27 protein-coding genes are annotated in these 25060 nt (G+C 57.3%); 15 read left to right on the top strand and 12 right to left on the bottom strand.

Features of this window, described 5'->3' with window-relative positions; genetic code table 11:
- The first annotated feature begins 6 nt into the window (after positions 1–6).
- A complete protein-coding gene (locus tag D1823_RS06305) occupies positions 7–915 on the top strand; it encodes a MoxR family ATPase (RefSeq protein ID WP_117872772.1) in 909 nt (302 codons plus the stop codon).
- Between the two features lie 6 nt (positions 916–921).
- Positions 922–2181 carry a VWA domain-containing protein gene (locus D1823_RS06300; protein ID WP_117869111.1) on the top strand — a complete coding sequence of 420 codons (1260 nt, stop codon included), beginning with the start codon at positions 922–924 and terminating at the stop codon, positions 2179–2181.
- Positions 2182–2185: 4 nt separating this feature from the next.
- On the opposite strand, the gene D1823_RS06295 is transcribed toward D1823_RS06300, so the two are convergent.
- Complete coding sequence (locus D1823_RS06295) at positions 2186–2686, bottom strand: hypothetical protein (protein ID WP_117869110.1); 501 nt, start codon at positions 2684–2686, stop codon at positions 2186–2188.
- Between the two features lie 229 nt (positions 2687–2915).
- On the opposite strand from D1823_RS06295, the gene D1823_RS06290 reads away from it, so the two are divergent.
- Both D1823_RS06290 and D1823_RS06285 read left to right on the top strand, forming a co-directional pair.
- Positions 2916–3884: an XdhC family protein gene (locus tag D1823_RS06290; RefSeq protein WP_117872771.1), complete on the top strand. Its 969-nt coding sequence runs from the start codon at positions 2916–2918 to the stop codon at positions 3882–3884.
- Positions 3881–4909 (top strand): molybdopterin-binding protein, encoded by a 1029-nt coding sequence (locus D1823_RS06285; RefSeq protein ID WP_117869109.1) that lies wholly within the window; start codon positions 3881–3883, stop codon positions 4907–4909. Before D1823_RS06290 ends, D1823_RS06285 begins: the two co-directional genes overlap by 4 nt.
- A 38-nt stretch (positions 4910–4947) precedes the next feature.
- Here D1823_RS06285 and D1823_RS06280 read toward each other — a convergent pair whose 3' ends face one another.
- On the bottom strand, positions 4948–5847 hold the full coding sequence (locus tag D1823_RS06280) for a MurR/RpiR family transcriptional regulator (RefSeq protein WP_117869108.1): 900 nt from the start codon (positions 5845–5847) through the stop codon (positions 4948–4950).
- An 85-nt stretch (positions 5848–5932) separates the two neighbouring features.
- Between D1823_RS06280 and D1823_RS06275 the strand changes: the two genes are divergently transcribed.
- The 3 genes from D1823_RS06275 to D1823_RS06265 are packed head-to-tail and all read left to right on the top strand — an operon-like array spanning position 5933 to position 8486.
- Positions 5933–6706: a 3-keto-5-aminohexanoate cleavage protein gene (locus tag D1823_RS06275; RefSeq protein WP_117869107.1), complete on the top strand. Its 774-nt coding sequence runs from the start codon at positions 5933–5935 to the stop codon at positions 6704–6706.
- Positions 6703–8019: an aspartate aminotransferase family protein gene (locus D1823_RS06270; RefSeq protein ID WP_117869106.1), complete on the top strand. Its 1317-nt coding sequence runs from the start codon at positions 6703–6705 to the stop codon at positions 8017–8019. Before D1823_RS06275 ends, D1823_RS06270 begins: the two co-directional genes overlap by 4 nt.
- Positions 8020–8060: 41 nt before the next feature.
- Positions 8061–8486, top strand: a complete 426-nt coding sequence (locus D1823_RS06265; protein ID WP_162896776.1) for a hypothetical protein — start codon at positions 8061–8063, stop codon at positions 8484–8486.
- 54 nt (positions 8487–8540) lie between these two features.
- On the opposite strand, the gene infC is transcribed toward D1823_RS06265, so the two are convergent.
- From infC to cobA, 7 genes are all read right to left on the bottom strand, one after another.
- Positions 8541–9089 (bottom strand): translation initiation factor IF-3, encoded by a 549-nt coding sequence (infC, locus tag D1823_RS06260; RefSeq protein WP_117869104.1) that lies wholly within the window; start codon positions 9087–9089, stop codon positions 8541–8543.
- A gap of 158 nt (positions 9090–9247) precedes the next feature.
- Positions 9248–10081 (bottom strand): ferredoxin--NADP reductase, encoded by an 834-nt coding sequence (locus D1823_RS06255; protein WP_117869103.1) that lies wholly within the window; start codon positions 10079–10081, stop codon positions 9248–9250.
- Positions 10082–10190: 109 nt separating this feature from the next.
- The gene (locus D1823_RS06250; RefSeq protein WP_117869102.1) at positions 10191–10598 is read right to left on the bottom strand and encodes a DUF934 domain-containing protein; all 408 of its coding nucleotides are present in this window, start codon (positions 10596–10598) and stop codon (positions 10191–10193) included.
- The gene (locus tag D1823_RS06245; protein ID WP_117869101.1) at positions 10595–11356 is read right to left on the bottom strand and encodes a phosphoadenylyl-sulfate reductase; all 762 of its coding nucleotides are present in this window, start codon (positions 11354–11356) and stop codon (positions 10595–10597) included. Before D1823_RS06245 ends, D1823_RS06250 begins: the two co-directional genes overlap by 4 nt.
- On the bottom strand, positions 11346–13010 hold the full coding sequence (locus D1823_RS06240) for a nitrite/sulfite reductase (RefSeq protein ID WP_117869100.1): 1665 nt from the start codon (positions 13008–13010) through the stop codon (positions 11346–11348). Before D1823_RS06240 ends, D1823_RS06245 begins: the two co-directional genes overlap by 11 nt.
- 65 nt (positions 13011–13075) lie before the next feature.
- A complete protein-coding gene (locus D1823_RS06235) occupies positions 13076–13390 on the bottom strand; it encodes a DUF2849 domain-containing protein (protein ID WP_117869099.1) in 315 nt (104 codons plus the stop codon).
- Complete coding sequence (gene cobA, locus D1823_RS06230) at positions 13390–14220, bottom strand: uroporphyrinogen-III C-methyltransferase (RefSeq protein ID WP_254683803.1); 831 nt, start codon at positions 14218–14220, stop codon at positions 13390–13392. Before cobA ends, D1823_RS06235 begins: the two co-directional genes overlap by 1 nt.
- 90 nt (positions 14221–14310) lie before the next feature.
- On the opposite strand from cobA, the gene D1823_RS06225 reads away from it, so the two are divergent.
- Positions 14311–14793: an Lrp/AsnC family transcriptional regulator gene (locus D1823_RS06225; protein WP_117869097.1), complete on the top strand. Its 483-nt coding sequence runs from the start codon at positions 14311–14313 to the stop codon at positions 14791–14793.
- A 137-nt stretch (positions 14794–14930) separates the two neighbouring features.
- On the opposite strand, the gene D1823_RS06220 is transcribed toward D1823_RS06225, so the two are convergent.
- Positions 14931–16112, bottom strand: a complete 1182-nt coding sequence (locus D1823_RS06220) for a cytochrome P450 (protein ID WP_117869096.1) — start codon at positions 16110–16112, stop codon at positions 14931–14933.
- On the opposite strand from D1823_RS06220, the gene D1823_RS06215 reads away from it, so the two are divergent.
- The 6 genes from D1823_RS06215 (at position 16111) to D1823_RS06190 (ending at position 23111) form a co-directional block, all read left to right on the top strand.
- On the top strand, positions 16111–17892 hold the full coding sequence (locus tag D1823_RS06215) for an ATP-binding protein (protein ID WP_117869095.1): 1782 nt from the start codon (positions 16111–16113) through the stop codon (positions 17890–17892). The two genes, D1823_RS06220 and D1823_RS06215, sit on opposite strands and share 2 nt — an antisense overlap.
- Positions 17889–19118 (top strand): sigma-54 dependent transcriptional regulator, encoded by a 1230-nt coding sequence (locus D1823_RS06210; RefSeq protein WP_117869094.1) that lies wholly within the window; start codon positions 17889–17891, stop codon positions 19116–19118. The genes D1823_RS06215 and D1823_RS06210 overlap by 4 nt, the downstream gene beginning before the upstream one ends.
- 361 nt (positions 19119–19479) lie before the next feature.
- Positions 19480–20481 carry a DctP family TRAP transporter solute-binding subunit gene (locus D1823_RS06205; protein WP_117869093.1) on the top strand — a complete coding sequence of 334 codons (1002 nt, stop codon included), beginning with the start codon at positions 19480–19482 and terminating at the stop codon, positions 20479–20481.
- Positions 20482–20592: 111 nt separating this feature from the next.
- A complete protein-coding gene (locus D1823_RS06200; RefSeq protein ID WP_117869092.1) occupies positions 20593–21270 on the top strand; it encodes a TRAP transporter small permease in 678 nt (225 codons plus the stop codon).
- Positions 21270–22646 (top strand): TRAP transporter large permease, encoded by a 1377-nt coding sequence (locus D1823_RS06195; protein WP_117869091.1) that lies wholly within the window; start codon positions 21270–21272, stop codon positions 22644–22646. The genes D1823_RS06200 and D1823_RS06195 overlap by 1 nt, the downstream gene beginning before the upstream one ends.
- A 153-nt stretch (positions 22647–22799) precedes the next feature.
- Positions 22800–23111 carry a multidrug efflux SMR transporter gene (locus D1823_RS06190; RefSeq protein ID WP_117869090.1) on the top strand — a complete coding sequence of 104 codons (312 nt, stop codon included), beginning with the start codon at positions 22800–22802 and terminating at the stop codon, positions 23109–23111.
- Positions 23112–23208: 97 nt separating this feature from the next.
- On the opposite strand, the gene tpiA is transcribed toward D1823_RS06190, so the two are convergent.
- Positions 23209–23958 carry a triose-phosphate isomerase gene (gene tpiA, locus D1823_RS06185; protein WP_117869089.1) on the bottom strand — a complete coding sequence of 250 codons (750 nt, stop codon included), beginning with the start codon at positions 23956–23958 and terminating at the stop codon, positions 23209–23211.
- A 149-nt stretch (positions 23959–24107) separates the two neighbouring features.
- Positions 24108–24473: an iron-sulfur cluster assembly accessory protein gene (locus D1823_RS06180; protein WP_117869088.1), complete on the bottom strand. Its 366-nt coding sequence runs from the start codon at positions 24471–24473 to the stop codon at positions 24108–24110.
- 217 nt (positions 24474–24690) lie between these two features.
- On the opposite strand from D1823_RS06180, the gene D1823_RS06175 reads away from it, so the two are divergent.
- Positions 24691–25032: a hypothetical protein gene (locus D1823_RS06175; RefSeq protein WP_117869087.1), complete on the top strand. Its 342-nt coding sequence runs from the start codon at positions 24691–24693 to the stop codon at positions 25030–25032.
- Positions 25033–25060: the final 28 nt, after the last annotated feature.

The raw sequence follows: 25060 nt of genomic DNA, 5'->3' as shown, positions 1-25060 counted from the left end.
GGTTCCATGACGCAGCCTAATTCCATTGATGCCGTGCAGCAGATGCTGGGAAGTCAGGGCTATGTCTGCGGGCGCGCCCTTGCCACGGTTGTGTTCCTTTCGCTGAAGCTTGGTCGCCCGTTGTTTCTGGAAGGTGAAGCAGGTGTCGGAAAGACGGAAATCGCCAAGGCGCTGGCATCCGGTCTGAACCGCCGTTTGATCCGATTGCAGTGCTACGAAGGTCTGGACGCGTCCACGGCGGTTTACGAATGGAACTTTCCGGCGCAGATGGTCGCGATCCGAACGGCCGAAGCTTCGGGCGGAGCCGACCGAGGCGCGTTACAGGCGGAACTGTTTTCGGATGAATACCTGATCGAACGCCCGCTGCTTCAGGCAATGCGCCCGGACGAAAACGGAGCGCCGGTTCTTCTGATCGACGAACTGGACCGGACCGATGAACCGTTTGAAGCCTTTCTGCTGGAGGCCCTCAGTGATTTTCAGGTCACAATCCCTGAACTGGGCACTGTTGCAGCCCCCGAACCACCCATTGTGATTGTCACGTCGAACCGGACCCGCGAAGTGCACGATGCCCTCAAGCGCCGCTGCCTGTATCACTGGGTCGATTATCCCGATTTCGAACGTGAGATCGAAATTCTGCACGCGCGCGCGCCCGAGGCCGCCGATGCGCTCAGCCGCGAAGTTGTGGCTTTCGTTCAGCGTCTGCGCACCGAGGACCTGTTCAAGAAACCCGGCGTGGCCGAAACCATTGACTGGGCCAAATGTCTGCTGGCGCTGGACGTGATGAATCTCAGCCCCGAGGTGATCGGTGATACGCTGGGTGCGATCCTGAAATACCAGGACGACATCCAGAAGCTGCAAGGGTCTGAGGCCAAGCGCATTCTGGATGAGGCCAAAGCGACGCTTGAACCGGCCTGACGCGTTATGGCCGAACAAATCCCGCTGGAAATTCCCGACTACCCGAAGCTGGCGCAGAACATTACCCATTTTGCCCGCGCGCTGCGGAAGGCGGGTCTGCCGATTGGTCCGGGGCGGGTGATTGACGCAATTCGCGCGGTGCAAGCCGCGGGTTTTACCGAGAAACGGGATTTCTACTGGACGCTGCACGCCTGTTTCGTAAATCGTCCCGAACATCGCACGGTCTTCGCACAAGTCTTCCGAATGTACTGGCGCGACCCGCGATACATGGAGCACATGATGGCCATGATGCTTCCCGCCATTCGGGGCGTGCAGGAGGATCGCAAGGCGGATGCTGGCGAAAAACGCGCGGCTGAGGCCCTTCTGGATGGCGTCGAACACGACACGCCCGAGCTGGCGGCACAAGACGAAGGCGAAACTGAAATCGAGATTGACGCCACGCAGACGGCATCGTCCGAGGAGCGTCTTCGCAATCTGGACTTTGAACAGATGAGCACTGCCGAAATCGCGCAAGCCAAGCGCGTTTTGGCGCGGTTGACCCTGCCGGTCAAGCCCATCGAATCCCGACGAGGTCAATCCAGCCATCTGGGGCACCGCATTGACCGTGCCCGCACTTTGCGAGCAGCCATGCGGCAAGGAGGAGAGTTGCGCGATATCGCCCGGCTAGAGCCCAAACCGCGATGGCCAAACCTTGTGGCCCTGTGCGACATCTCAGGTTCAATGAGCCAGTACAGCCGTGCCATCCTGCACTTCCTGCACACGGTATCGAACGCTAAGGGGGCAGGTTGGGCCAAGGTTCATGCTTTCACTTTCGGCACGCGCCTGACCAACATAACCCGCCACTTACGTCAGCGGGACGTTGACGCAGCTCTTGCAGCTGCCGGGGCCGAGGCGCAGGATTGGGAAGGGGGCACGCGCATCGGCGACTGTCTGCATCAGTTCAACAGAGACTGGTCAAGACGGGTCATGGGGCAGGGGGCCGTTGTTCTGCTGATCACCGACGGATTGGAGCGGGGTGAACCGGAGAGGCTGGAGAAAGAGGTTGAGCGGCTGCACCTGTCCTCAAAACGCCTGATCTGGCTGAACCCGCTACTGCGCTGGGACGGGTTTGCCCCCAAGGCTCTGGGGGTGGCGGCCATGCTGCCCCATGTCGACAGTTTCAGGGCAGGGCATTCAATAGCCTCGCTCGAAGATCTGGCCTCCGTGATCTCACAACCCGATGACCAGGGGCAGAAAGCACGGCTGTTGGCCGCGCTTTCCGAATAGTCGCCTATGACAACTGTTCTTCATTGCACTTACGGGCCATTTCCATAGCTTTGTATGTGCCGGTCAGATCGACTGTGAAAGCGTATGACGTTTCGGGGAAAACGATCATGACCTTTTTCTTGGCCAGATCATCCGCGAATTGAGGGCTGTCTGACAGGACATAGCCACCGGAATAGCCCTTGGTGATATTGCCTTTCATACCTGTGGCTTCACCCAGATAGATGTTGTCCCCGATCAAGATGGCCACTTCTTGTGTCTCGCCACGTTTGATGTCGGTCTCCGCCTTGGTGAATACCCCCACATATCCCACGCCGCGATCTTCGGTCAGGCCCATCTGAACGACGTTTTCCGCATCGTCCACGGCCTCGATCAGGCAGGATTTCTTCTCGTTGTCGATGAAGACTTTCCAGCCTGCTACTTCTCCGTAACGTTCGAATGTGTCAGCCCACGCTGCGGTTGAAGTCAAAAGGCCAACCACTGCGCCCAATGCAAGAAAATGTTTCAACTGCTTGTCTCCAAAAAAATGTGTTTGATATGCGGCTCGGTCACTTGGCCGGCTGCACGCGCAGGCTAAAACCCGTGGCACTAACAATCAATGCTGTGATTTCTTGAATACAGTTCGAGCATTGATATCGGCTCACAAAGCTCAACATAGACGTTTTGGTAAGGGCGTTGCGCTTTTCATCAGGCCAATCCTGCTTATGTTGGGAAACAGACGACGTCTGGAGGTTCTGATGGAACGATTCGACAACAGTCCGGAAACGGCACTGAAGTGGCACCGCGATGGCAGCGGCGCCGCGCTTGCTACAGTTGTCGAAACCTGGGGCAGCGCGCCGCGCCGGGTTGGTTCCCAACTGGTGATCGGCGGCGATGGCCGGATCGAAGGCTCTGTGTCGGGTGGCTGCGTCGAGGGAGCAGTGATCGTCGAAGCGCTTGAAGCCATTGACGAAGGCGAGGCCCGATTGCTGGAATTTGGGGTGAGCGATGAAGACGCCTTTGCGGTCGGGCTGGCCTGTGGCGGAACCATACGCGTTCTTGTCGAACCCGTCGGGAAGGTTCTGCCCGAACCGATGTTGGCGGAACTGGTTGCAGCCCGCGCGGCTCGTGAACCGATTGCTTATGAAGTCAATATCGATACCGGGCACAGGGCCTTGCGCCGAAATGCCTATGCGGAACGGTTGCGTATGGATCGTTCTGGATTTGAAGAAGATGGCCGGACCTTTGTAGCGGTACACAACCCACCGCTACGGCTGATCATTGTCGGCGCGGTTCACATCGCGCAGGCACTGGTGCCGATGGCGCGCATAGCTGGGTATGATCCGGCCATTATCGACCCGCGCGACGCATTTGCCTCCAACGCCCGATTCCCGGGGGAAACGATCCTAACGGATTGGCCGGATGAGGCTGTGGAAAAACTTGGGCTGGATGCGCGCACCGCAATTGTCCTGCTGACGCATGATCCAAAACTGGATGATCCGGCGCTGCAAGCTGCACTGGATGCGGGTGTGTTTTACATTGGTGCCTTGGGATCAACACGTACCCACGCCAAACGCGTCGAGCGTATGAAAGCGGCCGGTTTCAGTGATGAGCAAATCTCGAGGATTCATGGGCCAATCGGGTTGGATATCGGGGCTGCCGGCCCATCCGAGATTGCCGTTGCAATTCTGGCGCAGATGACGGCCGTTCTGCGAGGCAAGGCATGAGGTTTGGTCCGGTAGCAGTCTCCGAAGCAAAAGGTGCCATTCTGGCTCATTCGGTGACGGCGGACGGGAGAAAACTGCGTAAAGGACTGTCGTTGCAGGCAAAGCATGTGACACAGTTGACGCAGGCGGGCATCCGCGAAGTGATCGTTGCGCGCCTTGAACCCGGTGATTGCCATGAAGATGAAGCCGCACGCACCTTGGCCGCAGCTCTTGCGCCAGATGCGGCGTCGGCCAATCTGCGCGTGACCGATGCGTTTACCGGCCGGGTCAACCTGTTGGCGGACGCGCCGGGCGTGGCAGTTCTGGATGTGGACGCACTGGAGATGTTCAACCGGGTCAACCCGATGATTACGGTTGCGACGGTTCCGCAATACCAGCAGATGGGTCCGAAGGGCATGGTCGCCACCATCAAGGTCATCTCATATGCCGTGCCAGAAGCTGATGTTCGGCGGGCCGCCAATCTGGCGCAAGGGGCCGTGCGTCTGGCAAGGCCCGTTCACAAGACAGCAGGTTTGATCGTTACGGATATCCCCGGTGGCCCCTCCAACGAAAAGGGGATCGCCGCCATTCGCGGGCGGACCGAAGCCTTGGGTCTGGATTTGTGTGATGTGCAGATTGTACCGCATCGCGTGGAAGCATTGGCCAAGGCGGTTTCCAGGACTGCTGGTGATTTGCTGATGATACTGACCGGATCCGCGACCTCGGATCCTGATGATGTTGCCCCATCTGCTGTTCGGCTTGCCGGCGGGCAGGTGGATCGGTTCGGTATGCCGGTTGATCCGGGAAACCTGCTGTTTCTGGGTTCGATGCAGGATCGACCGGTGATCGGGTTGCCCGGGTGCGCGCGATCTCCGGCATTGAACGGGGCGGATTGGGTTCTATCGCGTATTGCCTGCGGGATCGAAACGACCGGGGCAGATATTGCCGGAATGGGTGTCGGGGGATTGTTGAAGGAAATCCCGACCAGACCTCAGCCCCGCGCCAAAAGAAAAGAACAATCCGCCGCTGATCCTGAACGAAGCTGAATTCTGGTGTTGGCCCCAGAAGCTTTGAATGATTTGGTTCAAGGTTTTCTGAGCTTTGGCAAAACGCCGGGGCGCCAGTACGCTCCGGTATCTTCCCGCGCCTTCTGATAGGCTTCCACTCTTTCTCTGGCGGCCTCTCCCTCAGCGTCAAACAGATGCCCCAGCAGACATTCCAAGACGGCCATTGCCCCTGAAAAACTTGAAAACGGGTGCAGGGTTCGTGTGCTGACAGGGAGGACGACATCCGGTTCCACCCCCGGCGCGATAACCTTGCTGTCCGACAGCAACACAATACGCATCGACCGGTCGCGCGCAAAGCGCATCGATTGAATCGTGTCGGCGGAATAGGGGTGAACCGTGATGGCAAACAGACAATCCTCGGCGGTGGCTTCGACCAGGTCGTCGATGGCCGAGCCCATGTGGCGGGGCACCAACTGAAGCCCGGGATGGGCCATGCGACCGGCGTAGTGAAAATAATAGGCCAGCGCATGGCTGGACCGTGTGGCAGTCACATAACAGCGGCGCGCCGACCTGATGTGCGCGACGGCCTGTTCCGTCAAATGAGGGGCCATGAGCCGCAGCGATCTGGACACGACATTTATTTCGTTCTGCGCAAATCGTGCCTGCGCCGCACCAAACTGCCCTTGTTCCTTTAGGTGTTCCAGCCAGTCTTGCCCAAACCTGTCTTCGCCGTCGGTTGTCAGAGCGTTTCGAAACGGACGTCGAAAAGCGTCAAAGCTGTCATATCCCATGCGTTGCGCCAGCCGGATCAGAACATTCGAGCTGATGCCGATGCGATCGGTGGTGGTTCGGATTGGATTCAATGCGAAGTCGCCGGGATGATCGATGATGTATTTTGCGGCGACCTGCATTTGCGCCGGCATCTCATCGATCTCGCGGCGCAATTGCGTAACCAAGGAGGTGAGAGGGTGCGTCATGTGAAATATAAAACATATGTTTTTATATGGGTAAATTGAAAACGTAAGGTGATCGCATTAGTTGGAGGCAGGATAAGAGGACGTCATGACATCGAACGCAGCAAAAGCCTCTGGCAGGCCGTATATTCTGGTCGCACCAAACGGCGCCCGGCGGGGCAGACGGGATCACCCGGCGCTGCCAGTCACAACGGACGAGATCATCATGACTGCACGTGGCTGTCATGCGACGGGTGCGAACGGCGTGCATTTGCATGTACGGAATGCTGAAGGCAACCATTCGCTGGATGCCGGATTGTATCGCGAGACGCTGACCGAATTGCAGCGTGCGGCGCCGGGTATGGATGTTCAGATCACAACCGAGTCGGCAGGAGTTTTCGACGTCACAGCGCAATTTGAGTGCCTGAAGAAGGTTCAACCAGAATGGGCATCCATTTCGGTCAGAGAGATCGCGCGAGATCCTGATCTTGCGCCTCGGGTCTACGCGTTGTGCGCGGATCAGGGGACGCGGGTTCAGCATATTCTATATGACGCGAAAGACGTGGACTTGCTTGAAGACTGGCAATTGAAAGGCGTGGTGAAAGCGGATCAGACAGACCGTTTGCTTGTGCTCGGTCGGTATAGCGAAGGTCAGCAATCTGACCCTGCGGATCTGGATGTGTTTCCCTTCAGTCGGTCAAATTGGATGGTATGCGCTTTTGGGGCGCAGGAACATGCCTGTCTGGCCGAGGCTGCGCGGCGCGGTGGCGACGTGCGGGTCGGATTTGAAAACAGCTTAACGGGCCCAGGTGGCGCACCGTGGGCGGATAACGCGGCTTCGGTCGCTGCTTTGGTTGAAACTCTTGGAAGGACTGAAACATGAGTCATGTTTTCCCGCGCCACACAAAATCCGACCTTCCCATCGCGGCGGGTGGAGATGGCTGTTATCTGATCGATGCCAGCGGCAAGCGGTATCTGGATTGCGGCGACGCGGCAGTGTCCTGTCTGGGGCATTCGAACCCGGCGGTGATACAGGCGGTGCAACGGCAGGTGGAAAAGATCGCCTTTGCACATACCGGGTTCATGACGTCCGAACCGGCTGAAGCATTGGCGGATCTGTTGATCCAGTATGCTCCCGGGGACCTGGACCGGGTGTATTTCGTCTCGGGCGGGTCCGAAGCGACCGAAGCGGCGATCAAGCTCGCGCGTCAGTACTTCCTGGAGGTTGGTCAGCCTGAACGTCGTCATGTCATAGCTCGCAAGCAGAGCTACCATGGCAACACGCTGGGGGCTTTGTCAGCTGGTGGCAACGCCTGGAGACGGGCACAGTTTGCTCCGATGCTGATCGATATGACACATATTTCGGCCTGTTTTGAATACGCCGAGAAACCTGAGGGCCAGAGCAGCTTTGACTACGGTCAACGCGTCGCCAATGAGTTGGAGGCGGAAATCCTGCGGCTGGGGCCTGACACTGTGATGGCCTTTATGGCCGAGCCTGTCGTCGGCGCTACCCTTGGCGCGGTTCCGGCGGTTCAGGGGTATTTCAAGCGCATCCGCGAAATCTGCGACCAATACGGAGTGTTGCTAATTCTGGATGAGGTGATGTGTGGAATGGGGCGCACCGGTCATTTGTTTGCCTGCGATCACGATGGCGTCGCACCGGATATTCTGTGCGTCGCCAAAGGGTTGGGCGCAGGCTATCAACCGATCGGGGCGATGTTGTGCACGGGCGAGATATATGATGCGATCCGTGATGGATCAGGGTTTTTCCAGCATGGTCACACTTATGTCGGCCATCCCGTGGCCACGGCAGCCGCCCTTGCGGTGGTCCGTGAATTAACAGAACGTGAATTACCAGCGCGCGCCGGGGTCATGGGGACCAAATTGCAATCCGCCCTGGAGGCCGCGTTTGGACAGCACCCGAATGTGGGTGACCTGCGGGGCCGTGGCCTGTTCCGTGGTGTGGAACTGGTGGCAGACCGTGAGGCAAAGACACCATTTGATCCATCGCTGGGCATTGCCGGAAAGCTAAAGAAGGCAGCACTTGCCGAGGGGTTGATCTGTTATCCCATGGCGGGCACCAGGGATGGTCGGAACGGAGACCATATCCTGCTCGCGCCGCCTTTCATTATAGAAGAAGAACAGATAGGCGAGCTTGTCGGAAAACTGGAACGCGCTCTTTCAGCAGTGCTCTGACAATACTGTGAATGCCCTTTTCGCCCGCAGCACGTTTGTTAATGTCGCCGGCGAAGTATCAGTATGGGGCGAAGTCCATGGTGCTGGATATCTGGCGCAGTTTCCGAGCGCTTCCTTTGTGGGTGCAGATCTGGGTGGCCGCTTTTTTGGTGCCGGTTAACCTGTTTCCGCTGGCCTTTCTTGATCAGCCACGGGGGCATCTGATTGCTTTACTTGCAATTGCGGGCATGGCGCTGAACGTACCGATCATGGTGGCTGCCCGCGGGATGAGCGGTGCGATGGCCTTGCCGCACGTTCTGTGCTGGGTGCCGCTGGTCATCATCGTGACGCTTCTGCTGATGTCAGAAGAATTCCTAAGCCCCGCCTTTGTTCGCTTTCTTTGGTTGCTTCTGATCGTCGACATCACATCGTTGGTGTTCGACTTCAGGGATGCGGCTCATTGGTTGAAAAGCAGGAAAGCGACTTAAAAAAAGCCCCTTCGAAGGCGAAGGGGCTTTGATCGTTTCGGTATTCGGGCCGGGTTATTTCTGCGGAAGGGGGCCGATCATCATGATCATCTGACGGCCTTCCATTTTCGGCATGTTTTCGATCTTACCCAGCTCTTTGATGTCCTCAGCGACACGCTCCAGCAATTCGCGGCCCAGGTTCTGGTGTGCCATTTCGCGGCCACGGAAGCGCAGGGTGACTTTCACCTTGTCGCCATTCTCCAGAAACTTGAATACGTTGCGCATCTTCACATCGTAATCATGCGTGTCGGTGTTGGGTCGGAACTTGACCTCTTTCACCTCGATGATCTTTTGCTTCTTGCGGGCTTCGGCTTCGCGTTTCTGCGTTTCATATTTGAATTTGCCGAAGTCCATGATCTTGCAGACCGGTGGGTTCGCATTGGGCGAAATTTCGACCAGATCAAGACCGGCATCGGCGGCCATCTGCATGGCTTTGGCGGGATGAACCACCCCGACATTTTCACCTTCGGCGCCAATCAGGCGGATTTCGGGGGCACGGATCTTGTCATTGACGCGCGGGCCGGTGTCACGTTGTGGCGGCGCGTTGTGAGGTCTGCGAGCTATGGGTTCATTCCTTTGATAATTGCAGAATTTCGAGCCCGGAATTTAAACCGGGCCGGGCCGCACTTCAAGCGGCATAAACACCGGCAGTTGCGAAAAAACAGTGTTTTGTCCGGTGTTTTTTGCGTTCGGGGCCACAAAGCTCCGAACGCAACCTACCTTTAGCCGACAAAGGCCTTTTCGATCACAAACTCCTTGGGTTCGGAATTCGCGCCTTCGCGCAGACCAAAACCTTCAAGGATTTCCTTGATATCCAGGTTGAACGCCAGCGAACCGCAGACCATCGCGCGGTCGGTTTCGGGCTTGATTCCGCCTCCTATGCCCAGATCCCTGAACACGGTGCCATCCTTCAGCAGGTCGGTAATCCGGCCCATCTTGGGGCTCTCTTCGCGCGTTGTCGTCGGGTAATAACGGATCTTGTCAGCGAAGCCTTCGCCAATAAGCTCGGCCAGCATTTCATCCTGGCGGATGCTGTCGATCAATTGGCGGCCGTATTCCAACTCGGCCACTTCGCGGCAGGTGTGGGTGATGATGACCTCGTCATAATCTTCATATGTTTGCGGTTCACGCAGCAGCGAAGCAAACGGGGCAAAGCCGGTGCCGGTTGCAAAGAACCACAAACGCTTGCCGGGCAGCAGGGCGTCATGCACCAAAGTGCCAACCGGCTTTGGGCGCAGGATGATCTGGTCACCGGGCTTGATATGCTGAAGCTTCGAAGTCAGCGGGCCGTCCTGCACCTTGATCGAATAGAACTCGAGCTCATCGTCCCACGAAGGCGAGGCGATTGAATAGGCGCGCAGCAATGGCTTGCCATTATCGCCCAGCAGACCGATCATCACGAACTCGCCCGAGCGGAAACGCAGCGTGGCGGGGCGCGTCACCTTGAAAGAGAACAGGCTGTCGGTCCAGTGTTTGACCTCGGTTACGGTTTGCGCGTCCGGCAGGACGGGGGCCTTTACGGCAGTTGCTTCGCTCACGTGCTTCATCTCTGTCATCGTTTACCTGTCGGTCTGCTAAACCGACATCTCCGTTTAATCGTTGATCCAAGTCAGGAAAAGGGGACAGATTGCCCCCTTTGTGTCACAAGCCGGCGATGTGCGGTTTTTAACCGCGCAAACGGGCCTGATAGTTGTTCTCTTTCCAGTTGGCCCGGGAAAGCCACTGATCTTCGGGCTGGCGATCTGCCAGGTCTCCGTCAATCTCAACTTCGTCAAAGCCGCTGCGACGCGCCATGGCATATTGGTCAGCCAGAACGTGACCTTTGGCGCGCAAGCGTCCCGTATAGCCCTTCAGGCGCAGGGCGCGGGCGATGGTGAAGCCGCGACCATCGGCGAAGGATGGAAAATCCACCCGGACCAGCCTGGCACTGCCCAGACGATCAAAAAGTTCATCAGGATCCGTGTCCGAGCTGACGTCCAGCGCAACCACGTCGTTCGCGGCATCGTCCAGAGTGACAAAGCCGTCGGTCCAGTCATCGGGCGAAAAGCCCACATCCGTTACGATTACGTTCATGTTTTCTCTCCGATGCGCACCATCTTGCCGTCGACAAAATGAATGCCGCATTCTTCCTTGTTCTGATCGCGCCAGCGTCCGGCACGAGGGTCTTCGCCTTCCTTCACCGGCGAGGTGCAGGGCGCACAGCCGATCGATGGGTATCCTTTGGCCACCAGCGGATGCCGGGGCAGGTTGTTTTCTTCCATATAAGCGCGCACATCGTCCGGCGCCCAGTGGGCCAACGGATTGACCTTGATCCGGCCCGTACCGTCTTCGACCTCGAAAAACTCGAGCGCGGCGCGCGTTCCGGACTGGAACCGTTTTCGCCCGGTAATCCAGCCGCAATACCCGGTCAATGCCCGTTGCAACGGGAATGTCTTACGCAGGTTGCAGCACGCATCCATGTCGCGCGTACGCAGCGCGCCATAGGGGTCTTCACGTCGAATGTCTTCGTCATCCGCCCGAATGATCTTGATGTTCTTGAGCCCCAGACGCTCGCTGACTTCCTGTTGGTATTCCAGCGTTTCGGTGAACAGCATCTGGGTGTCGACGAACAGCACCGGTGTCGTCTTGTCGACCACCGCAGCCATATGAAGCAGCACCACCGATTCCGCACCGAAGCTGGAGACCAGAGCAAGTTCGTCGATCTCTTCAATGGCACCATGCATCACATCATGTGCGCTGTGGTGACGAAACCGGGCATTCAATGCGTTGACCTTCTCGGTCAGGTCGCTTCGATCTTTGCCCAGTTCCGTTTGGATCAGGTCAAGCGGCATTCGCCCGAGCCTCGGGGTAGAGGGCGGCCTTGAATGGGGCCATGCCGACGCGGCGATAGGTCATCAGAAAGGTCTCTTCAGCACTCTCGCGCAGATCCAGGTAGGTGTCGACGATGCGTTCCACGGCCGGCACGATCTCATCATAGGCAAAGCCCGGACCGGTGCGGTCGCCGATCGCGGCTGTCTCGGTTGCGTCACCACCCAGAGTGATCTGGTAGTTTTCGACGCCCGCGCGATCCAGACCCAGGATGCCGATGTGGCCCACATGATGGTGGCCACAGGCGTTGATGCAACCCGAGATCTTGATCTTCAGGTGTCCAATGTCATGCTCTAGCTTCATATCCTCAAAGCGGGTCGCGATTTCCTGAGCAACCGGTATCGAGCGGGCCGTTGCCAGCGCGCAGTAATCCATGCCGGGGCAGGCAATGATGTCGCTGATCAGGCCGATATTGGCGGTGGCCAGTTCGTGTTCCTTCAGCTTCGCATGAATGGCAGGCAGGTCCGATTTGTGGACATGCGGCAGGATCACGTTCTGCTCATGGCTGATGCGCAGCTCGTCATAGGCGAATTCTTCGGCCAGATCGGCCATCACGCGCATCTGCTCGGCAGTTGCATCACCCGGTGTCAGGCCATGCTTCTTGATCGAGATCGTGACGATTGCGTGGTCCGCGTTCTTGTGTGGTGCGATGTTTGTGTCGACCCACGAGCGGAAGACCGGATCGTTGGTGTAGGCGCTTTCGAACGACGCAACCGAAGCCTGACGGTAGGCTGGTGGCGCGAAATGATCCTTGATCTCCTCCAGCAGGTTCATATCCGCGCCTTTGAACTGCGGGCGTACCTGAAGGAAACGCTGGTTCACCTTGGCGCGGATGGCGTCGATACCATGCTCGTGCACGGTGATCTTGATGCGCGCTTTGTATTTGTTGTCACGGCGTCCGATCTGGTTCCAGACGGAAACGGTCGCCTCCAGATAGGCCAGCAGATCATCGAATGCGACGAATTCGGAAAGTTCCTTGCCGATCATGGGCGTCCGGCCCAGGCCGCCACCGACGATGACACGAGTACCCAGAACGCCGTCACGCTCGACCAGTTGCAGGCCGATGTCATGCGCTTTGATCACAGCACGGTCGTTTTCCGAACCAGTGATCGCGATCTTGAACTTGCGCGGCATGAACTGGAATTCCGGGTGGTCGGTGGACCACTGGCGCAGCAGTTCGGCGTAAGGGCGCGGGTCGGCGACCTCATCCGCTGCGGCACCGGCGAAATGGTCGGCGGTCACGTTGCGGATGGTATTGCCCGAGGTCTGAATGGCATGCATGCCAACCTCGGCCAATGCGTCCAGCATGTCCGGCACATCTTTTAGTTTCGGCCAGTTGTACTGGATGTTCTGACGGGTGGTGAAGTGGCCATAGCCCTTGTCCCACTTTTCAGCCAGCAGGGCCAGTTGGCGCATTTGTGCGCTGTTCAGCGTGCCGTAGGGAATGGCGACCCGCAGCATATAGGCGTGCAGTTGCAGATACAGACCGTTCATCAGGCGCAGGGGTTTGAATTCGTCTTCGGTCAGCGAACCGTCGATACGGCGCTCGACCTGAGCGCGGAACTGCGCGTTACGCTCTGCCAGAAAATCTTTGTCAAACTCGGAGTAGCGATACATGTCTAGCTGTCCTTGGTTGCAGCCCCGAACCTGGGGCCTTGAAGGGGAGAGAGAAGGGCCAGAGGTCAGGCCCGGGGCTGCGGGGAAGTTTCCTGTTTGCCGTGGGCATAGTTGGACGGACCAGTGCGGCGGAAGTCTTCCCGGAAATGGGTGGGTTCGAGACCGTTTTCGCCAGCAACGGCATCGGCCAGATAGGCGCCCACGATTTTGTTTGCCTGACGCGCGGCATCCAGCAGGCGAACCTGCGCATGTGCCTCGTCGGTGATCAGTTCTGCTTCGCTCAGGTCACGGGACCAGCGGTCATCTTCGGTCAGATAAATCACGTCGCCTTCGAGCAAGTCATTTGCAGTGACGACTTTGGGGGAAAAAGCGCGGGCCATCAGGCAAGCTCCTTGTTGAATTCGGTTACAACCTGCGCAGCTTCGCGCGGGGCAAGGCCATAGAAGGTCAGCGCCGGTCCATCCATTTCGGCGGCGGCCAGATCGGTGGGCAATTGGTCCAACGTGGTGGCCAATATCCGCTGGTCCGGACGCGAGGCATTCTCGACCAGAGTAATGGGCGTGGCGCGATCTGCGCTGTGCATGATCAGACGACCCTGAATGAACCGAGCGGATTTCTTGCCCATGTAGATCGCTGCGACGGAACCCGGCTGAGCCAAAGCGTTCCAATCGTGATCTGCGAATCCTTGCATGTCGTGTCCCGTCAAAAATCGAACCGACGAGTTGCGTCCGCGGCGAGTCAAGCTTTGACCGATGCCAGCCACGGCAGCAGAGGCCGCTGTGATGCCGGGAATGATCTGCCAGGATATACCGGCCGCATCTATGGCCTCGATTTCTTCGTCCAGACGACCAAAGACCGTGGGGTCGCCCGATTTCAGGCGCACCACACGGTGGCCATTCAGGGCGTATTCGACCAGAAGCGCGTCGATATCGCTCTGCTTCCACGAGGGGCCGAACCCGGCCTTGCCGACATCGACCAAAACGGCCTTTTGAGCGGCCATGTCCAGCACTGGTTTGCTGATGAGGCGATCGTGCAGCACCACATCCGCCTGCTCAAACGCAGCCAGCGCCTTGAGCGTCAGCAACTCGGGGTCACCGGGCCCAGCGCCGACAAAGTCGACATGGCCTATGGGGTTGGTCGTGTGAAAATCCTGCATCGGATCGTCTCGGGTGTTGTTTGACTTGACCCTCAATATAGGAAATATTCCCATCAAAGCGCCATATCGCCGCTAAAATAAGGACAATTGTTCCGAAATTCTGGAAAACCGGAACAGGGGCATCGAAACAGAAGGAAAATTGGAATGTCGGTGCGGATAGATGACACGGATCGAAAAATTCTGGCCGAGCTGCAACGCGATGCGGGCCAATCTTTGGACGAAATTGCGGCTCGGGTCGGCAGTTCAAAGACGCCTGTTTGGAATCGTATCCGTAAACTCAAAGGGGCTGGGATTATTGGTCAGCAAACGGTTCTGCTGGATGCCGAGGCGCTTGGGTTCGAGGCCACGTTCTTTGTCTTAATCCGAACTTCGGAACATGAGGCGGACTGGCAACGTAAATTCCTGAAAGCATTGAAGGATCATCCCGAAGTGCAAGAGGCGCACCGATTGGCGGGTGACATCGATTACATTCTCAAGGTCCGGGTCAAGAACGCACGTGCCTATGATCAGTTCTATCAGTCGCTCATCTCGGAGGTGCGCGTGCATAACGTCACGGCTTTATTGTCCATGGAAGAAATCAAGTCCACGACGATGCTGCCGCTGAATGCGTTGGCCGAGGGGGCTTAGAAACCGAGGCGCTGCCACCTCCACCCGTTCCGGGCGCGTCCTTCGGGGTGTTTTGAGCCAGATGAGCTGATGGGTGTTTTCATCCAGCCGGATTCATAATCGCCAGAGGCATCGCCGATCAGCGCGTGTTGCAATGGTCAAGTTCTGACCAACAGCTGATTCAGCCCGTGAAAGTGATAGCTGTCAGAATAAAGTGGCGGTGCAGTCAGTTGCAGGTTTGGACAGCTTTCGAACAGGATCGGCAAAGCGATACGCATTTCCAGACGCGCCAGTGGTGCTCCGACACAGAAGTGAATTCCGCCCCCAAAGCTTGTGTTGACTTCAATCGGACGGCGCGGCTGAAACATGTTCGGTTCAGCCCAGACAGCGGGGTCGCGGTTGGCTGCTCCAAGCAACAGTGCCACTTGCTCGCCGCGTTTGAATGAATGGCCGAACAGATCGATGTCCTCATACGCGTAGCGAGTGAACATGTGCAGAGGCGGGTCATAGCGCAGAATCTCTTCGATGGTTGCGTCGATTCCATCAGGTGCCAGGACGTCGGGTGCGGTATGGGTCTGCAACAAGGTTTTTACCCCGTTCCCCAGTGAATGCACTGTAGCCTCATGGCCTGCGTTCAGCAGCAATATGCAGGTGGCAACCAGTTCGTCGAGCGACAGTTTCTCGCCTTCTTCTTCGGCACGTATCAACCGGGTTATCAGATCGTCACCGGGATCTTTGCGCCGCAATTCTATGTATTCCTGCAGGAACCCGGTAAAATCCCGAGATGACTTGGCGGCCCTATCTTCTGTGTCCTGCGTGCGATTGGCCTGATACATGGCAACCATATCGTGTGACCACTGCAACAGGTCGGGGGCCATGCTTTCGGGTACGCCGAGAAGCCGACAGATGGTGATCACCGGCACCTGAGTGCAATAGGCTTCCAACAGATCGAACGAATTGTAAGGGAAGTCTTTGATCAGGCCGCGGCAAAGGTCTTGGATAGAGGGTTGCAGCGCAGAAATCGCCCGTGACGTGAAGGCGCGCATAACCAGCGACCGAAGGCGTGTGTGCCTTGGTGGTTCTGCTTCAAGCAGTGAATGGGCCTCGATGGCCAGCCATGGCGCCAGATGGGCGGGACCTTGCTCTGCCAGTTCGGGCGGAACCTCTCGTCCAAACCTGCGATCCCGAAACAGGGCGCGAACCGCGCGGGATGAAACAACGGCGACCATACCGTAGTCCTGCCAATAGAACAGATCGCCTGCGCGTCGCGCCATGTCGTAGAACGGGTAGGGGTTTTGGACGAAACCCGGGTCTGTCGGTGATTGCGAAAAAGACTTCATGCGCCGCACACTTGCCATGCGGCGCGTTGAATGCAAGACCCTGTCTATGCACAGGGTTTGGTTCATATCCGGTTTTTTGCTCGCCGTGGGGTTATTGTCGGGGTTTGTCTGGTCTTATGGGTATCGGCAGGCCCTGTCTCAGCTGAGCGAGAAGGCAGAGGCCGATCTTGAGCTGGCGGCTGACCGGCTGAGCACGCAGATGCAAGTGTACCAGGAACTTGCCGTGCTGATGGCAACACATCCCGTTTTGCATGAATTGGAAACACAGGCCGATTTACGCCAGGCTCGGGGAATGTTGCTGGACGTTGCAGACAAGACTGCCGCCGTAAACATGATGTATCTGGATAAGAACGGGCAGGTTTTGGTGTCGGCGCAACCGGTGTCCCAGCGCAACATGGCCGGGCACCCAGCTTTCCGTCGTGCGATGCAGGGCGCACTGGGCAGTGCGCATGAGGTTGTGCCCGCGGGCGATGACCGGATTTATTCCTACGCCGCCCCTGCTTTTGGCCCGTCTGGCCAGATCGAAGGCGCGCTGATGGTTGTTGCTGATGTTCAGGACGTTGAACAGACGTGGCGCGGCAGTACCGAAGCGGTTTTCTTTGTCGATTCCGATGGTGTTGTTTTCATTTCCAACAGATCCGACCTGTTGTTCTGGCGCCGGGCGGACGGTGAGGCGGGATTGACGCCGCAAGATGGTGCGGCCGTTGATTTTTCTTCAAAACAAGTCGGCAGGCACGAGTTGTGGCATTTGAACTGGGGGCGTTACCTGCCACGAGATGCGCTTCACCTGACTCTTGATTTGCCGGTTATCGATATGACTGCCGAGGTTCTGGTGGACGTGGCACCGGCGCTGCAACTTGCCAGGCTTCAGGCAGCGGCTGTCGCGGCTATTTGTCTGGCCTTCGGGGCGATGCTCTTTCTTGCCATGGAGCGGCGGCGGGCGCTGGCAGAAGCGAATGCCGTTCTGGAAAGCCGTGTGGCCAAACGTACCCATGACCTGACGGTTGCAAATGCCAGCTTACGCAAGGAAGTGACGGAACGGGAAGAAGCCGAGGCGGCGCTTCGGCGGGCCCAGGCGGACCTGGTTCAGGCGGGCAAGCTCAGCGCTTTGGGGCAAATGTCGGCAGGGATCAGTCATGAACTGAACCAGCCGCTTATGGCCATACGGCAATTTGCAGATAACGGCACAGCGTTCATGACGCGGGGAAAACCTGAAATGGCCGCCGAGAATCTGGGCCGAATATCAGAAATGGCGGCGCGGATGGCGCGGATCATCAAGAACCTTCGTGCCTTTGCCCGCAACGAAAGCGAACCAATGGGGCGTGTTGACCTGATACAGGTTCTGAACACCGCAGTTGAACTGGCAGAGGCCCGCCTGCGAGATGATGATGTGACGCTGAACTGGGAGCCCCCGAACAGCGCTGTGTATGTGTGGGGGGGGGAAGTACGTTTGGTGCAGGTGTTTGTGAATCTGATCAACAATGCGGCGGATGCAATGCTGGGGCGACCTAAACGGAAAATAACGATAACGTTGCGCAAAGGTGCCCGGCTGAGTGTTTCCCTACAGGACACAGGCCCCGGCATTGAAGACCCCGATCGGATGTTCGAGCCTTTCTATTCGACGAAAAGCGTTGGATCGTCGGAAGGTTTGGGGCTGGGGCTTTCGATTTCATACGGGTTGGTTCAAAGCTTCGGTGGTGATATTCGGGGCGCGAACACGGAGGATGGGGCCATGTTTACCGTCGAACTGGAACCTTGCGACCAGGAAGAGGCCGCGTGATGCGCAGGGTTTTGTTGGTCGATGATGATGCTGCCGTGCGCGAGGCCCTGTCTCAAACTCTGGAATTGGCTGACTATCTGCCAACGACCGCTGGATCCTTTGTGGCGGCCAAGGATCACATCCGTCGCGATTTTCCCGGTGTCATCATATCGGATATCCGTATGCCCGGGCGGGACGGGTTCCATCTTTTGTCTTATGCACGGGAAATCGATCCGGATCTTCCTGTGGTGCTTTTGACAGGGGAGGGCGATATTCCCATGGCTGTCGACGCCATGGGAAAGGGCGCGTTCGATTTTCTGGAAAAGCCGTGCGCCGCGTCTGACCTTTTGGAGGTGCTTGAACGCGCCTTCACAGCGCGTTCGCTGGTTTTGGAGCAAAGAGCGGCGAAATCCGAGCTGGAACGTGGAGACCCCGCCGCGCGCTTATTGTTCGGCTTGTCGCCGCAGGCCGAGGCGCTGCGCGAGCGGGTTCGAACCGTCGCTCCGACAGGTGTCGAGGTACTTGTGACAGGACCGCCGGGCAGCGGCATTTCAAAGGTCGCCGAGGTCGTGCATTTGATGTCGCCCGCAGGGCAAGGGCCGTTTGTCAAACGCACCGCTTCAAGCCTAAGCCCCGATGAATTGGCCAAAAGCTGCGAAGACGCCGCTGGCGGATCGTTGTTTCTGGACGAAGTCTCTGCCTTGCCCCAAGCTACGCAATATGCGGCATTGGAGCTGATCGAGCATGGACCGGGCGGGCGTATCATTGCGGGAACGACCGCTGATCTGTCGGTGCTGAGTTCCGAAGGGCGGTTTAATGCAGACTTGTTCTACAGGCTGGATGTAATGCGCGTGCGTATTCCATCCCTCGCAGAACGTCCCGACGACATTCCGGTGATCTTCCGTCATTACGTGGCACAGGCGGCGGAACAGGCAGGAATTACTGCCCCGGAGATTTCGTCCGAGCATCTTGCGTCGCTGATGGCGAGCGACTGGCCGGGAAACGCACGATCCTTGATGTCAGCCGCGATGCGGTTTGTGCTGGGTATGCCGGAAGAAGTCGCGCAGGCAACAGATCTGGGCCTCAGCGAACAGATGGCGCGGGTCGAGCGGTCACTGCTTATCGCGGCGCTGGGTCGTCACAACGGCAAAGCGTCAGATGCGGCGAAGGCGTTGAAGCTGCCGCGCAAGACTTTTTACGACAAGCTGGCACGGTATCAGATTCGGGCTGAAGATTACCGGCGGTAACGGCCGGGCTCCCGCCACCTTTTTCCGCATTAACATGCGTCTAAAGCTGTTGGGCCAGGCAGCCCGCTAATGCGGACTGCAGTTTCGCAGCTATTGATTCGGTTGTCTTGATTCGGAGGGTGTGCGGGTTTTCGCACAAACTGGAAAATTGCTGTGCGGAATCTCGCACTCGGGATTTGAGTGCGTCGGAGGATCGTTTCAATTCACGGTTAAACACACTGAAATAAAAGCGTAAAATGGAAAATCGAAAGGCGGGGAACAAATCATTGAGCGGATCGCGTTGATTCGTTTCACTTCGCTGCATCCGATACCGACCTGGTGTCGAAGGATAGTTTCAAGGAAGTCTGGGAGGAAAAGACAGATGAAATTCCTGACAACGGCAGCAACCGCTCTTGCGCTGACAGTCACAGCCACCGCAGGTTTGGCAGCCTGTGACGATGGTGAGATCGTCGTCAAGTTCGCGCATGTGACCAACACCGACAAACACCCCAAGGGCATCGCCGCATCGCTGCTGGAACAGCGCGTCAACGACGAGATGAACGGCGTGATGTGCGTGGAGGTCTATCCGAACTCAACCCTCTACAACGACGACAAGGTGCTGGAGGCGATGTTGCAGGGCGATGTTCAGCTGGCCGCACCCTCGCTGTCGAAGTTCGAAAAGTTCACCAAGCAGTTCCGCCTGTTTGACCTGCCGTTCATGTTCAAGAACATCGACGCTGTGGATGCATTCCAGGCTTCGGCTGATGGTCAGGCCATGAAGGACAGCATGCAGCGCCGTGGTCTGCAGGGGCTGGCCTTCTGGCACAACGGCATGAAGCAGATGTCGGCGAACAAGCCGCTGCTCGATCCGTCGGACGCTAACGGCCTGAAGTTCCGTGTACAATCTTCGGACGTTCTGGTGGCACAGATGGAGGCCATCGGTGGCAGCCCGCAGAAAATGGCGTTCTCGGAAGTTTACGGCGCTCTGCAGCAGGGTGTTGTGGATGGGCAGGAAAACACCTGGTCGAATATCTATGGCAAGAAATTCTTCGAAGTGCAGGACGGCATCACTGAAACCAACCACGGCATCATCGACTATCTGGTTGTAACCTCTGTGGACTGGTTGGACAGCCTGGATCCGGAAGTGCGCGATCAGTTCCTGACCATTCTGGCCGAAGTGACCGAGGCGCGAAACAAAGAAGCCTTTTCCGTGAACGAAGCAGCCAAAGCGTCGATTACAGACGCAGGTGGTATCATTCGTGAACTGAACCCTGAACAGCGTCAGGCCTGGGTTGATACGATGAAACCCGTTTGGGACCAGTTCGCTGGTGACGTCGGTCAGGACAAAATCGACGCCGCGCAGGCAATCAACGCCGGGTTCTGATCCGGATAAGGTCACGCGTCCGGGGACTGGGGAGTTATCGACGCGCTGGCCGGGCGGGCTGAACAAGCCCGCCCCAACCCTTCTCATCAATAAAATTGTGGGGACAGAGAGATGTCTGGTGCGAAATCCGGCCAAGGCGGGCTGGTCGACCATATCGAAGAAACCCTGATTGCGTTGCTGTTGGGCCTGATGACGGTCGTGACATTTGCCAACGTAATCGCGCGGTTTGTTTTCAATTCCAATATCCTGTGGGCGCTTGAGCTGACTGTATTCACTTTCGGCTGGCTGGTGCTGCTTGGCGCTTCGTATGCGGTCAAGAAACACTCTCATTTGGGCGTGGACGCAATCCTGAACATGCTGGCCCCGGCGCCACGTCGCGTTCTTGCGCTGATCGCTGTGGGGTGCTGCCTGGTGTTCTCGTTGCTGTTGCTGAAAGGCGCTTATGATTACTGGGCCGTCTTCGCGGATCTGCCGCCAACATCCGGACGCTGGTTCCCGACAGGGTTCAATTTCGACGCCCGCAGCCAGAGCTTCTACGAAGTGGACGATATCCCAATGGTCGCTCCGCTGCGGTTTCTGGAAGATCTGATCAACTATGGCGAAGGGTATGAAAAGCTTCCCAAGGTGGTGCCATATCTGGTGCTGCCGGTGTCGATGCTGCTGCTGGTGATCCGGTTCACCCAGGTCGCCGTTCAGATCTGGCGTGGTGAAACGGATCGCCTTGTCGCCAGCCACGAAGTCGAGGACGAGATCGAAGAAGTCCGCGCTCAGCAGGGAGAGCACAACTGATGGACGTCATTCTTCTTTTCTCGATGGTCATTGGCCTGTTGCTGATCGGTGTTCCGATTGCAGTTGCGCTTGGCCTCAGCTCGACACTGTTCCTGCTGATCTATTCTGATAGTTCGTTGGCCTCGGTCGCGGGTACGTTGTTCGAGGCGTTCGAAGGGCATTTTACCCTTCTGGCGATCCCGTTCTTCATTCTGGCCTCGTCTTTCATGACGACCGGCGGTGTGGCACGGCGGATCATCCGGTTCTCAATCGCCTGTGTCGGGCATTTGCCCGGCGGTCTTGCGATCGCCGGCGTGTTTGCCTGTATGCTTTTCGCAGCACTGTCCGGGTCTTCCCCGGCGACCGTGGTCGCCATCGGTTCGATCGTCATCGCGGGAATGCGCCAGGTGGGTTACTCCAAGGAGTTCGCCGCCGGTGTGATCTGTAACGCGGGTACGTTGGGCATTCTGATCCCTCCGTCCATCGTGATGGTCGTTTATGCTGCAGCCGTTGAGGTCTCGGTTGGACGCATGTTCCTTGCGGGTGTTATTCCCGGTCTGATGGCAGGGCTGATGCTGATGATCACCATCTATGTCATGGCCAAGGTCAAGAACCTGCCCAAAGGCGAATGGAAAGGCTGGGGAGAGGTCTTTACCTCAGCCCGCGAGGCCGGTTGGGGCCTGTTCCTGATCGTGATCATTCTGGGCGGTATTTATGGCGGTATCTTTACACCGACCGAAGCCGCTGCCGTTGCTGCCGTCTATGCGTTCTTCATTGCCAGCTTTGTGTACAAAGACATGGGACCGTTGAGCACGGAAGAAGGTGTGCAGAATCTGCCGCTGCTCAAAAAACCCTATGCGCTGATCACAGCGTTCTTCCATCCGGACACCAAGCATACTCTGTTTGAGGCTGGGAAACTGACTGTCACGCTGCTGTTTGTCATCGCCAACGCTCTGATCCTCAAGCATGTTCTGACCGACGAGCAAGTACCGCAGCATATTGCCGAGGCGATGCTGTCGGCGGGCCTTGGTCCGGTCGCTTTCCTGATTGTGGTGAACGTGATCCTGCTGATCGGCGGTCAGTTCATGGAGCCGTCGGGCCTGTTGGTGATCGTTGCGCCTCTGGTGTTCCCGATTGCCATCGAGCTGGGCATTGATCCGATCCATCTGGGTATCATCATGGTGGTGAACATGGAAATCGGGATGATCACACCTCCGGTTGGTCTGAACCTGTTCGTGACCTCGGGCGTTGCGGGTATGCCGATGATGAGTGTTGTGAGGGCGGCGCTGCCGTTCCTGGCCGTGCTCTTCGTTTTCCTGATCATGGTGACGTATATTCCGTGGATATCGACCTTCCTGCCCAACACCTTCATGGGACCGGAAATAATAACCAATTAGATGGTCCGACAATGAACAAAGCCGGGGGGGTTCGACCGCCCGGCTTTTTTGCATCTTGAAACCAAGTGCAGGGTTCCTATCTGGGGTTCAGAGGACGACCTCTCCTTTCTGGAACATCATTCGGGACGACCCGAACGGATACGAGGTTGCCTTATGCCCTGGATATTTCTTTTGTTTGCCGGTCTTCTGGAAATCGTATGGGCGGTTGCCATGAAGCAATCAGCCGGGTTCACCCGATTGTGGCCAACGGCCGTGATGGGCGTTTCGATGATAGGCTCTTTCGGGCTGTTGGCGCTGGCAATGCGCGATTTGCCGTTGGGCACCGCCTACACGATCTGGACTGGGATCGGCGCAGTGGGGGCGTTCAGCGTCGGCGTTCTGTTTTTGGGTGAAGCACTGACGCCCGCACGATTTGCTGCGGCGGTTCTGATCGTGACAGGCCTTGTGGTGATGAAGCTGGCCTGAAGCCTTAGGCCAAGCCTGAGCGCGTCGTCAGGGAGCGGGACACACATGAAAAAAGACCGTTTTTTGGGCCGAAGATATTGCGGAATAAAGCCCGGGTTCAGACGCTTTCCAACGCTTGAATGATGCCCGAAAACTCTGACGCCTTCAGGCTGGCACCGCCTACAAGTGCGCCATCGACATTGGAAACTGCAAAGATGTCCGCCGCATTGCCGGGCTTCACCGAGCCACCATAGAGCAGACGGACGGAACGGCCCACGCCTTCGCCAAAGCGACGCTCCAGCCGGGCGCGCATGAAGTCGTGAACTTCCCCGATTTCTTCCAATGTCGGAACTTTGCCGGTGCCAATTGCCCAGATCGGTTCATACGCGACGATCAGGTTCTCGCCGGTTGACTGATCCGGAATCGAGCCGGACATCTGGCCGCCAATGATGTCGAGTGTATTGGCCGCCTCCCGTTGCTCAAGGCTTTCGCCGACGCAGATGATCGCCTTCAGGCCCGCATCCATCGCCGCACGCGCTTTGGCCCGCACATCTTCGTCATGCTCGCCGTGGTCCACGCGCCGTTCGGAATGGCCCAGAATGACCGATGTTGCTCCGGCATCCACCAGCATATCGGCACTGATATCTCCGGTATGCGCGCCGGATTTCGCTGCATGACAGTCCTGACCACCAACAGAGATAGCGGTTCCCTGAACGGCAATTGATGCGCGGCTGAGCAATGTGGCCGGGGGACAAATCAGGATGTCGACCGATGCCTTGGGATGGCTCTGAGACAGCGCCTTCAACTCACCCAGCTCAGCGCCGGTCCCATTCATTTTCCAGTTTCCAGCCGCCAGCTTCCGCCGCATATTGGTATCTCCCTGATCATCCGGTGATTTAGGGATGCGGATAGCATTGTCGGGACCATCTTACAATTCTGCTCGACGGATGACTTCGGGAGCAGAAATCAACGATTGAGCCTTCTTGCGCCGCTCAGATGTCGTGTTGTGAGGCGGGCTTAGCTTTGTTGGGCGATGTTTTCGTCGAACTTGATCGATTCTCCGCAGCCACAGGCATCGACGACGTTCGGGTTCTTGAATTTGAAGCCGGCTTCCAACAACGACACTTCGTAATCGATCTCGGTTCCGAACAGAAACATCTGAGCCATTGGAGCAATCATGATGCGTGCACCATCTTGCTCGACGACTTCGTCATGAGGATCTGCCTGATCGACATACTCCATGGTGTATTCCATGCCTGCACAGCCGCCTTTCTTGACACCAATGCGCAAACCAGCGTGACCGCCTGAATTCATCAGGCGGGTAATCTGCTCTGCGGCTTTGGGCGTCATGGTAACAGCCTGTTTGCCGGGGATGCCGAACATGTAAGTCTCCGTTGTCGCGCGTTACACCCAATCTAGGGTCCAAGCTCCTCGGGCTCAAGGCAATGTGGTGTAAAGAATGTGAATTCGCTGTTAAGCATAATGTTTCCGGGTCGCCGATCCGTTAACTTGCCTTGGTACGGGAGGCGTGGTTAGCATCGATCTTATGAGGTTTTGGAACCCTGCCTGAATTAATAGCATGACATGAAGTGGTATAAATATGAATTATTTAGATACGAAAGTTAAAGTAAGTTTTCTTGCGACCGCACTTTTTTCCGTAAGCGTGTGTGTGATGTCCTTCCAAGCTTGGGCCACGACGGGATCTGAACGGCATCCGGTGAATTGTGCAACGGCAGAAGGGGATTTGCGTGCCATTGCGTCGGAAAAGAAACACGCAGAAGACATGCAACTGGAAAGCATTGCCGCCATCACTCCTGCCGGCGCTCTGCTTGGGCTGGTCACTGGTACCGAGCAAAAAAGACTGCAAATGCTGTCGGGAGATTACATCAAACAACTGGACGCCAGAGCCGCTGAAATCAAGGAAACCTGCAATCTGAATTGACCGCCGTTATGAGAGCGGAAAAAAGGGA

This window comes from Ruegeria sp. AD91A (assembly GCF_003443535.1).
Taxonomy (GTDB): Bacteria; Pseudomonadota; Alphaproteobacteria; order Rhodobacterales; family Rhodobacteraceae; genus Ruegeria.
Note: the sequence above shows the minus strand (reverse complement) of the source record. Positions and strands in the feature narration are given on the sequence as shown.

Coding starts and splice junctions, on each gene's coding strand:
- D1823_RS06305 (WP_117872772.1), top strand. CDS start 7: ATGACGCAGCCTAATTCCATTGATGCCGTGCAGCAGATGCTGGGAAGT.
- D1823_RS06300 (WP_117869111.1), top strand. CDS start 922: ATGGCCGAACAAATCCCGCTGGAAATTCCCGACTACCCGAAGCTGGCG.
- D1823_RS06290 (WP_117872771.1), top strand. CDS start 2,916: ATGGAACGATTCGACAACAGTCCGGAAACGGCACTGAAGTGGCACCGC.
- D1823_RS06285 (WP_117869109.1), top strand. CDS start 3,881: ATGAGGTTTGGTCCGGTAGCAGTCTCCGAAGCAAAAGGTGCCATTCTG.
- D1823_RS06280 (WP_117869108.1), bottom strand. CDS start 5,847: ATGACGCACCCTCTCACCTCCTTGGTTACGCAATTGCGCCGCGAGATC.
- D1823_RS06275 (WP_117869107.1), top strand. CDS start 5,933: ATGACATCGAACGCAGCAAAAGCCTCTGGCAGGCCGTATATTCTGGTC.
- D1823_RS06270 (WP_117869106.1), top strand. CDS start 6,703: ATGAGTCATGTTTTCCCGCGCCACACAAAATCCGACCTTCCCATCGCG.
- D1823_RS06265 (WP_162896776.1), top strand. CDS start 8,061: ATGTCGCCGGCGAAGTATCAGTATGGGGCGAAGTCCATGGTGCTGGAT.
- D1823_RS06255 (WP_117869103.1), bottom strand. CDS start 10,081: ATGACAGAGATGAAGCACGTGAGCGAAGCAACTGCCGTAAAGGCCCCC.
- D1823_RS06250 (WP_117869102.1), bottom strand. CDS start 10,598: ATGAACGTAATCGTAACGGATGTGGGCTTTTCGCCCGATGACTGGACC.
- D1823_RS06245 (WP_117869101.1), bottom strand. CDS start 11,356: ATGCCGCTTGACCTGATCCAAACGGAACTGGGCAAAGATCGAAGCGAC.
- D1823_RS06240 (WP_117869100.1), bottom strand. CDS start 13,010: ATGTATCGCTACTCCGAGTTTGACAAAGATTTTCTGGCAGAGCGTAAC.
- D1823_RS06235 (WP_117869099.1), bottom strand. CDS start 13,390: ATGGCCCGCGCTTTTTCCCCCAAAGTCGTCACTGCAAATGACTTGCTC.
- cobA (WP_254683803.1), bottom strand. CDS start 14,220: ATGGGAATATTTCCTATATTGAGGGTCAAGTCAAACAACACCCGAGAC.
- D1823_RS06225 (WP_117869097.1), top strand. CDS start 14,311: ATGTCGGTGCGGATAGATGACACGGATCGAAAAATTCTGGCCGAGCTG.
- D1823_RS06215 (WP_117869095.1), top strand. CDS start 16,111: ATGCGCCGCACACTTGCCATGCGGCGCGTTGAATGCAAGACCCTGTCT.
- D1823_RS06220 (WP_117869096.1), bottom strand. CDS start 16,112: ATGAAGTCTTTTTCGCAATCACCGACAGACCCGGGTTTCGTCCAAAAC.
- D1823_RS06205 (WP_117869093.1), top strand. CDS start 19,480: ATGAAATTCCTGACAACGGCAGCAACCGCTCTTGCGCTGACAGTCACA.
- D1823_RS06200 (WP_117869092.1), top strand. CDS start 20,593: ATGTCTGGTGCGAAATCCGGCCAAGGCGGGCTGGTCGACCATATCGAA.
- D1823_RS06195 (WP_117869091.1), top strand. CDS start 21,270: ATGGACGTCATTCTTCTTTTCTCGATGGTCATTGGCCTGTTGCTGATC.
- D1823_RS06190 (WP_117869090.1), top strand. CDS start 22,800: ATGCCCTGGATATTTCTTTTGTTTGCCGGTCTTCTGGAAATCGTATGG.
- tpiA (WP_117869089.1), bottom strand. CDS start 23,958: ATGCGGCGGAAGCTGGCGGCTGGAAACTGGAAAATGAATGGGACCGGC.
- D1823_RS06180 (WP_117869088.1), bottom strand. CDS start 24,473: ATGTTCGGCATCCCCGGCAAACAGGCTGTTACCATGACGCCCAAAGCC.
- D1823_RS06175 (WP_117869087.1), top strand. CDS start 24,691: ATGAATTATTTAGATACGAAAGTTAAAGTAAGTTTTCTTGCGACCGCA.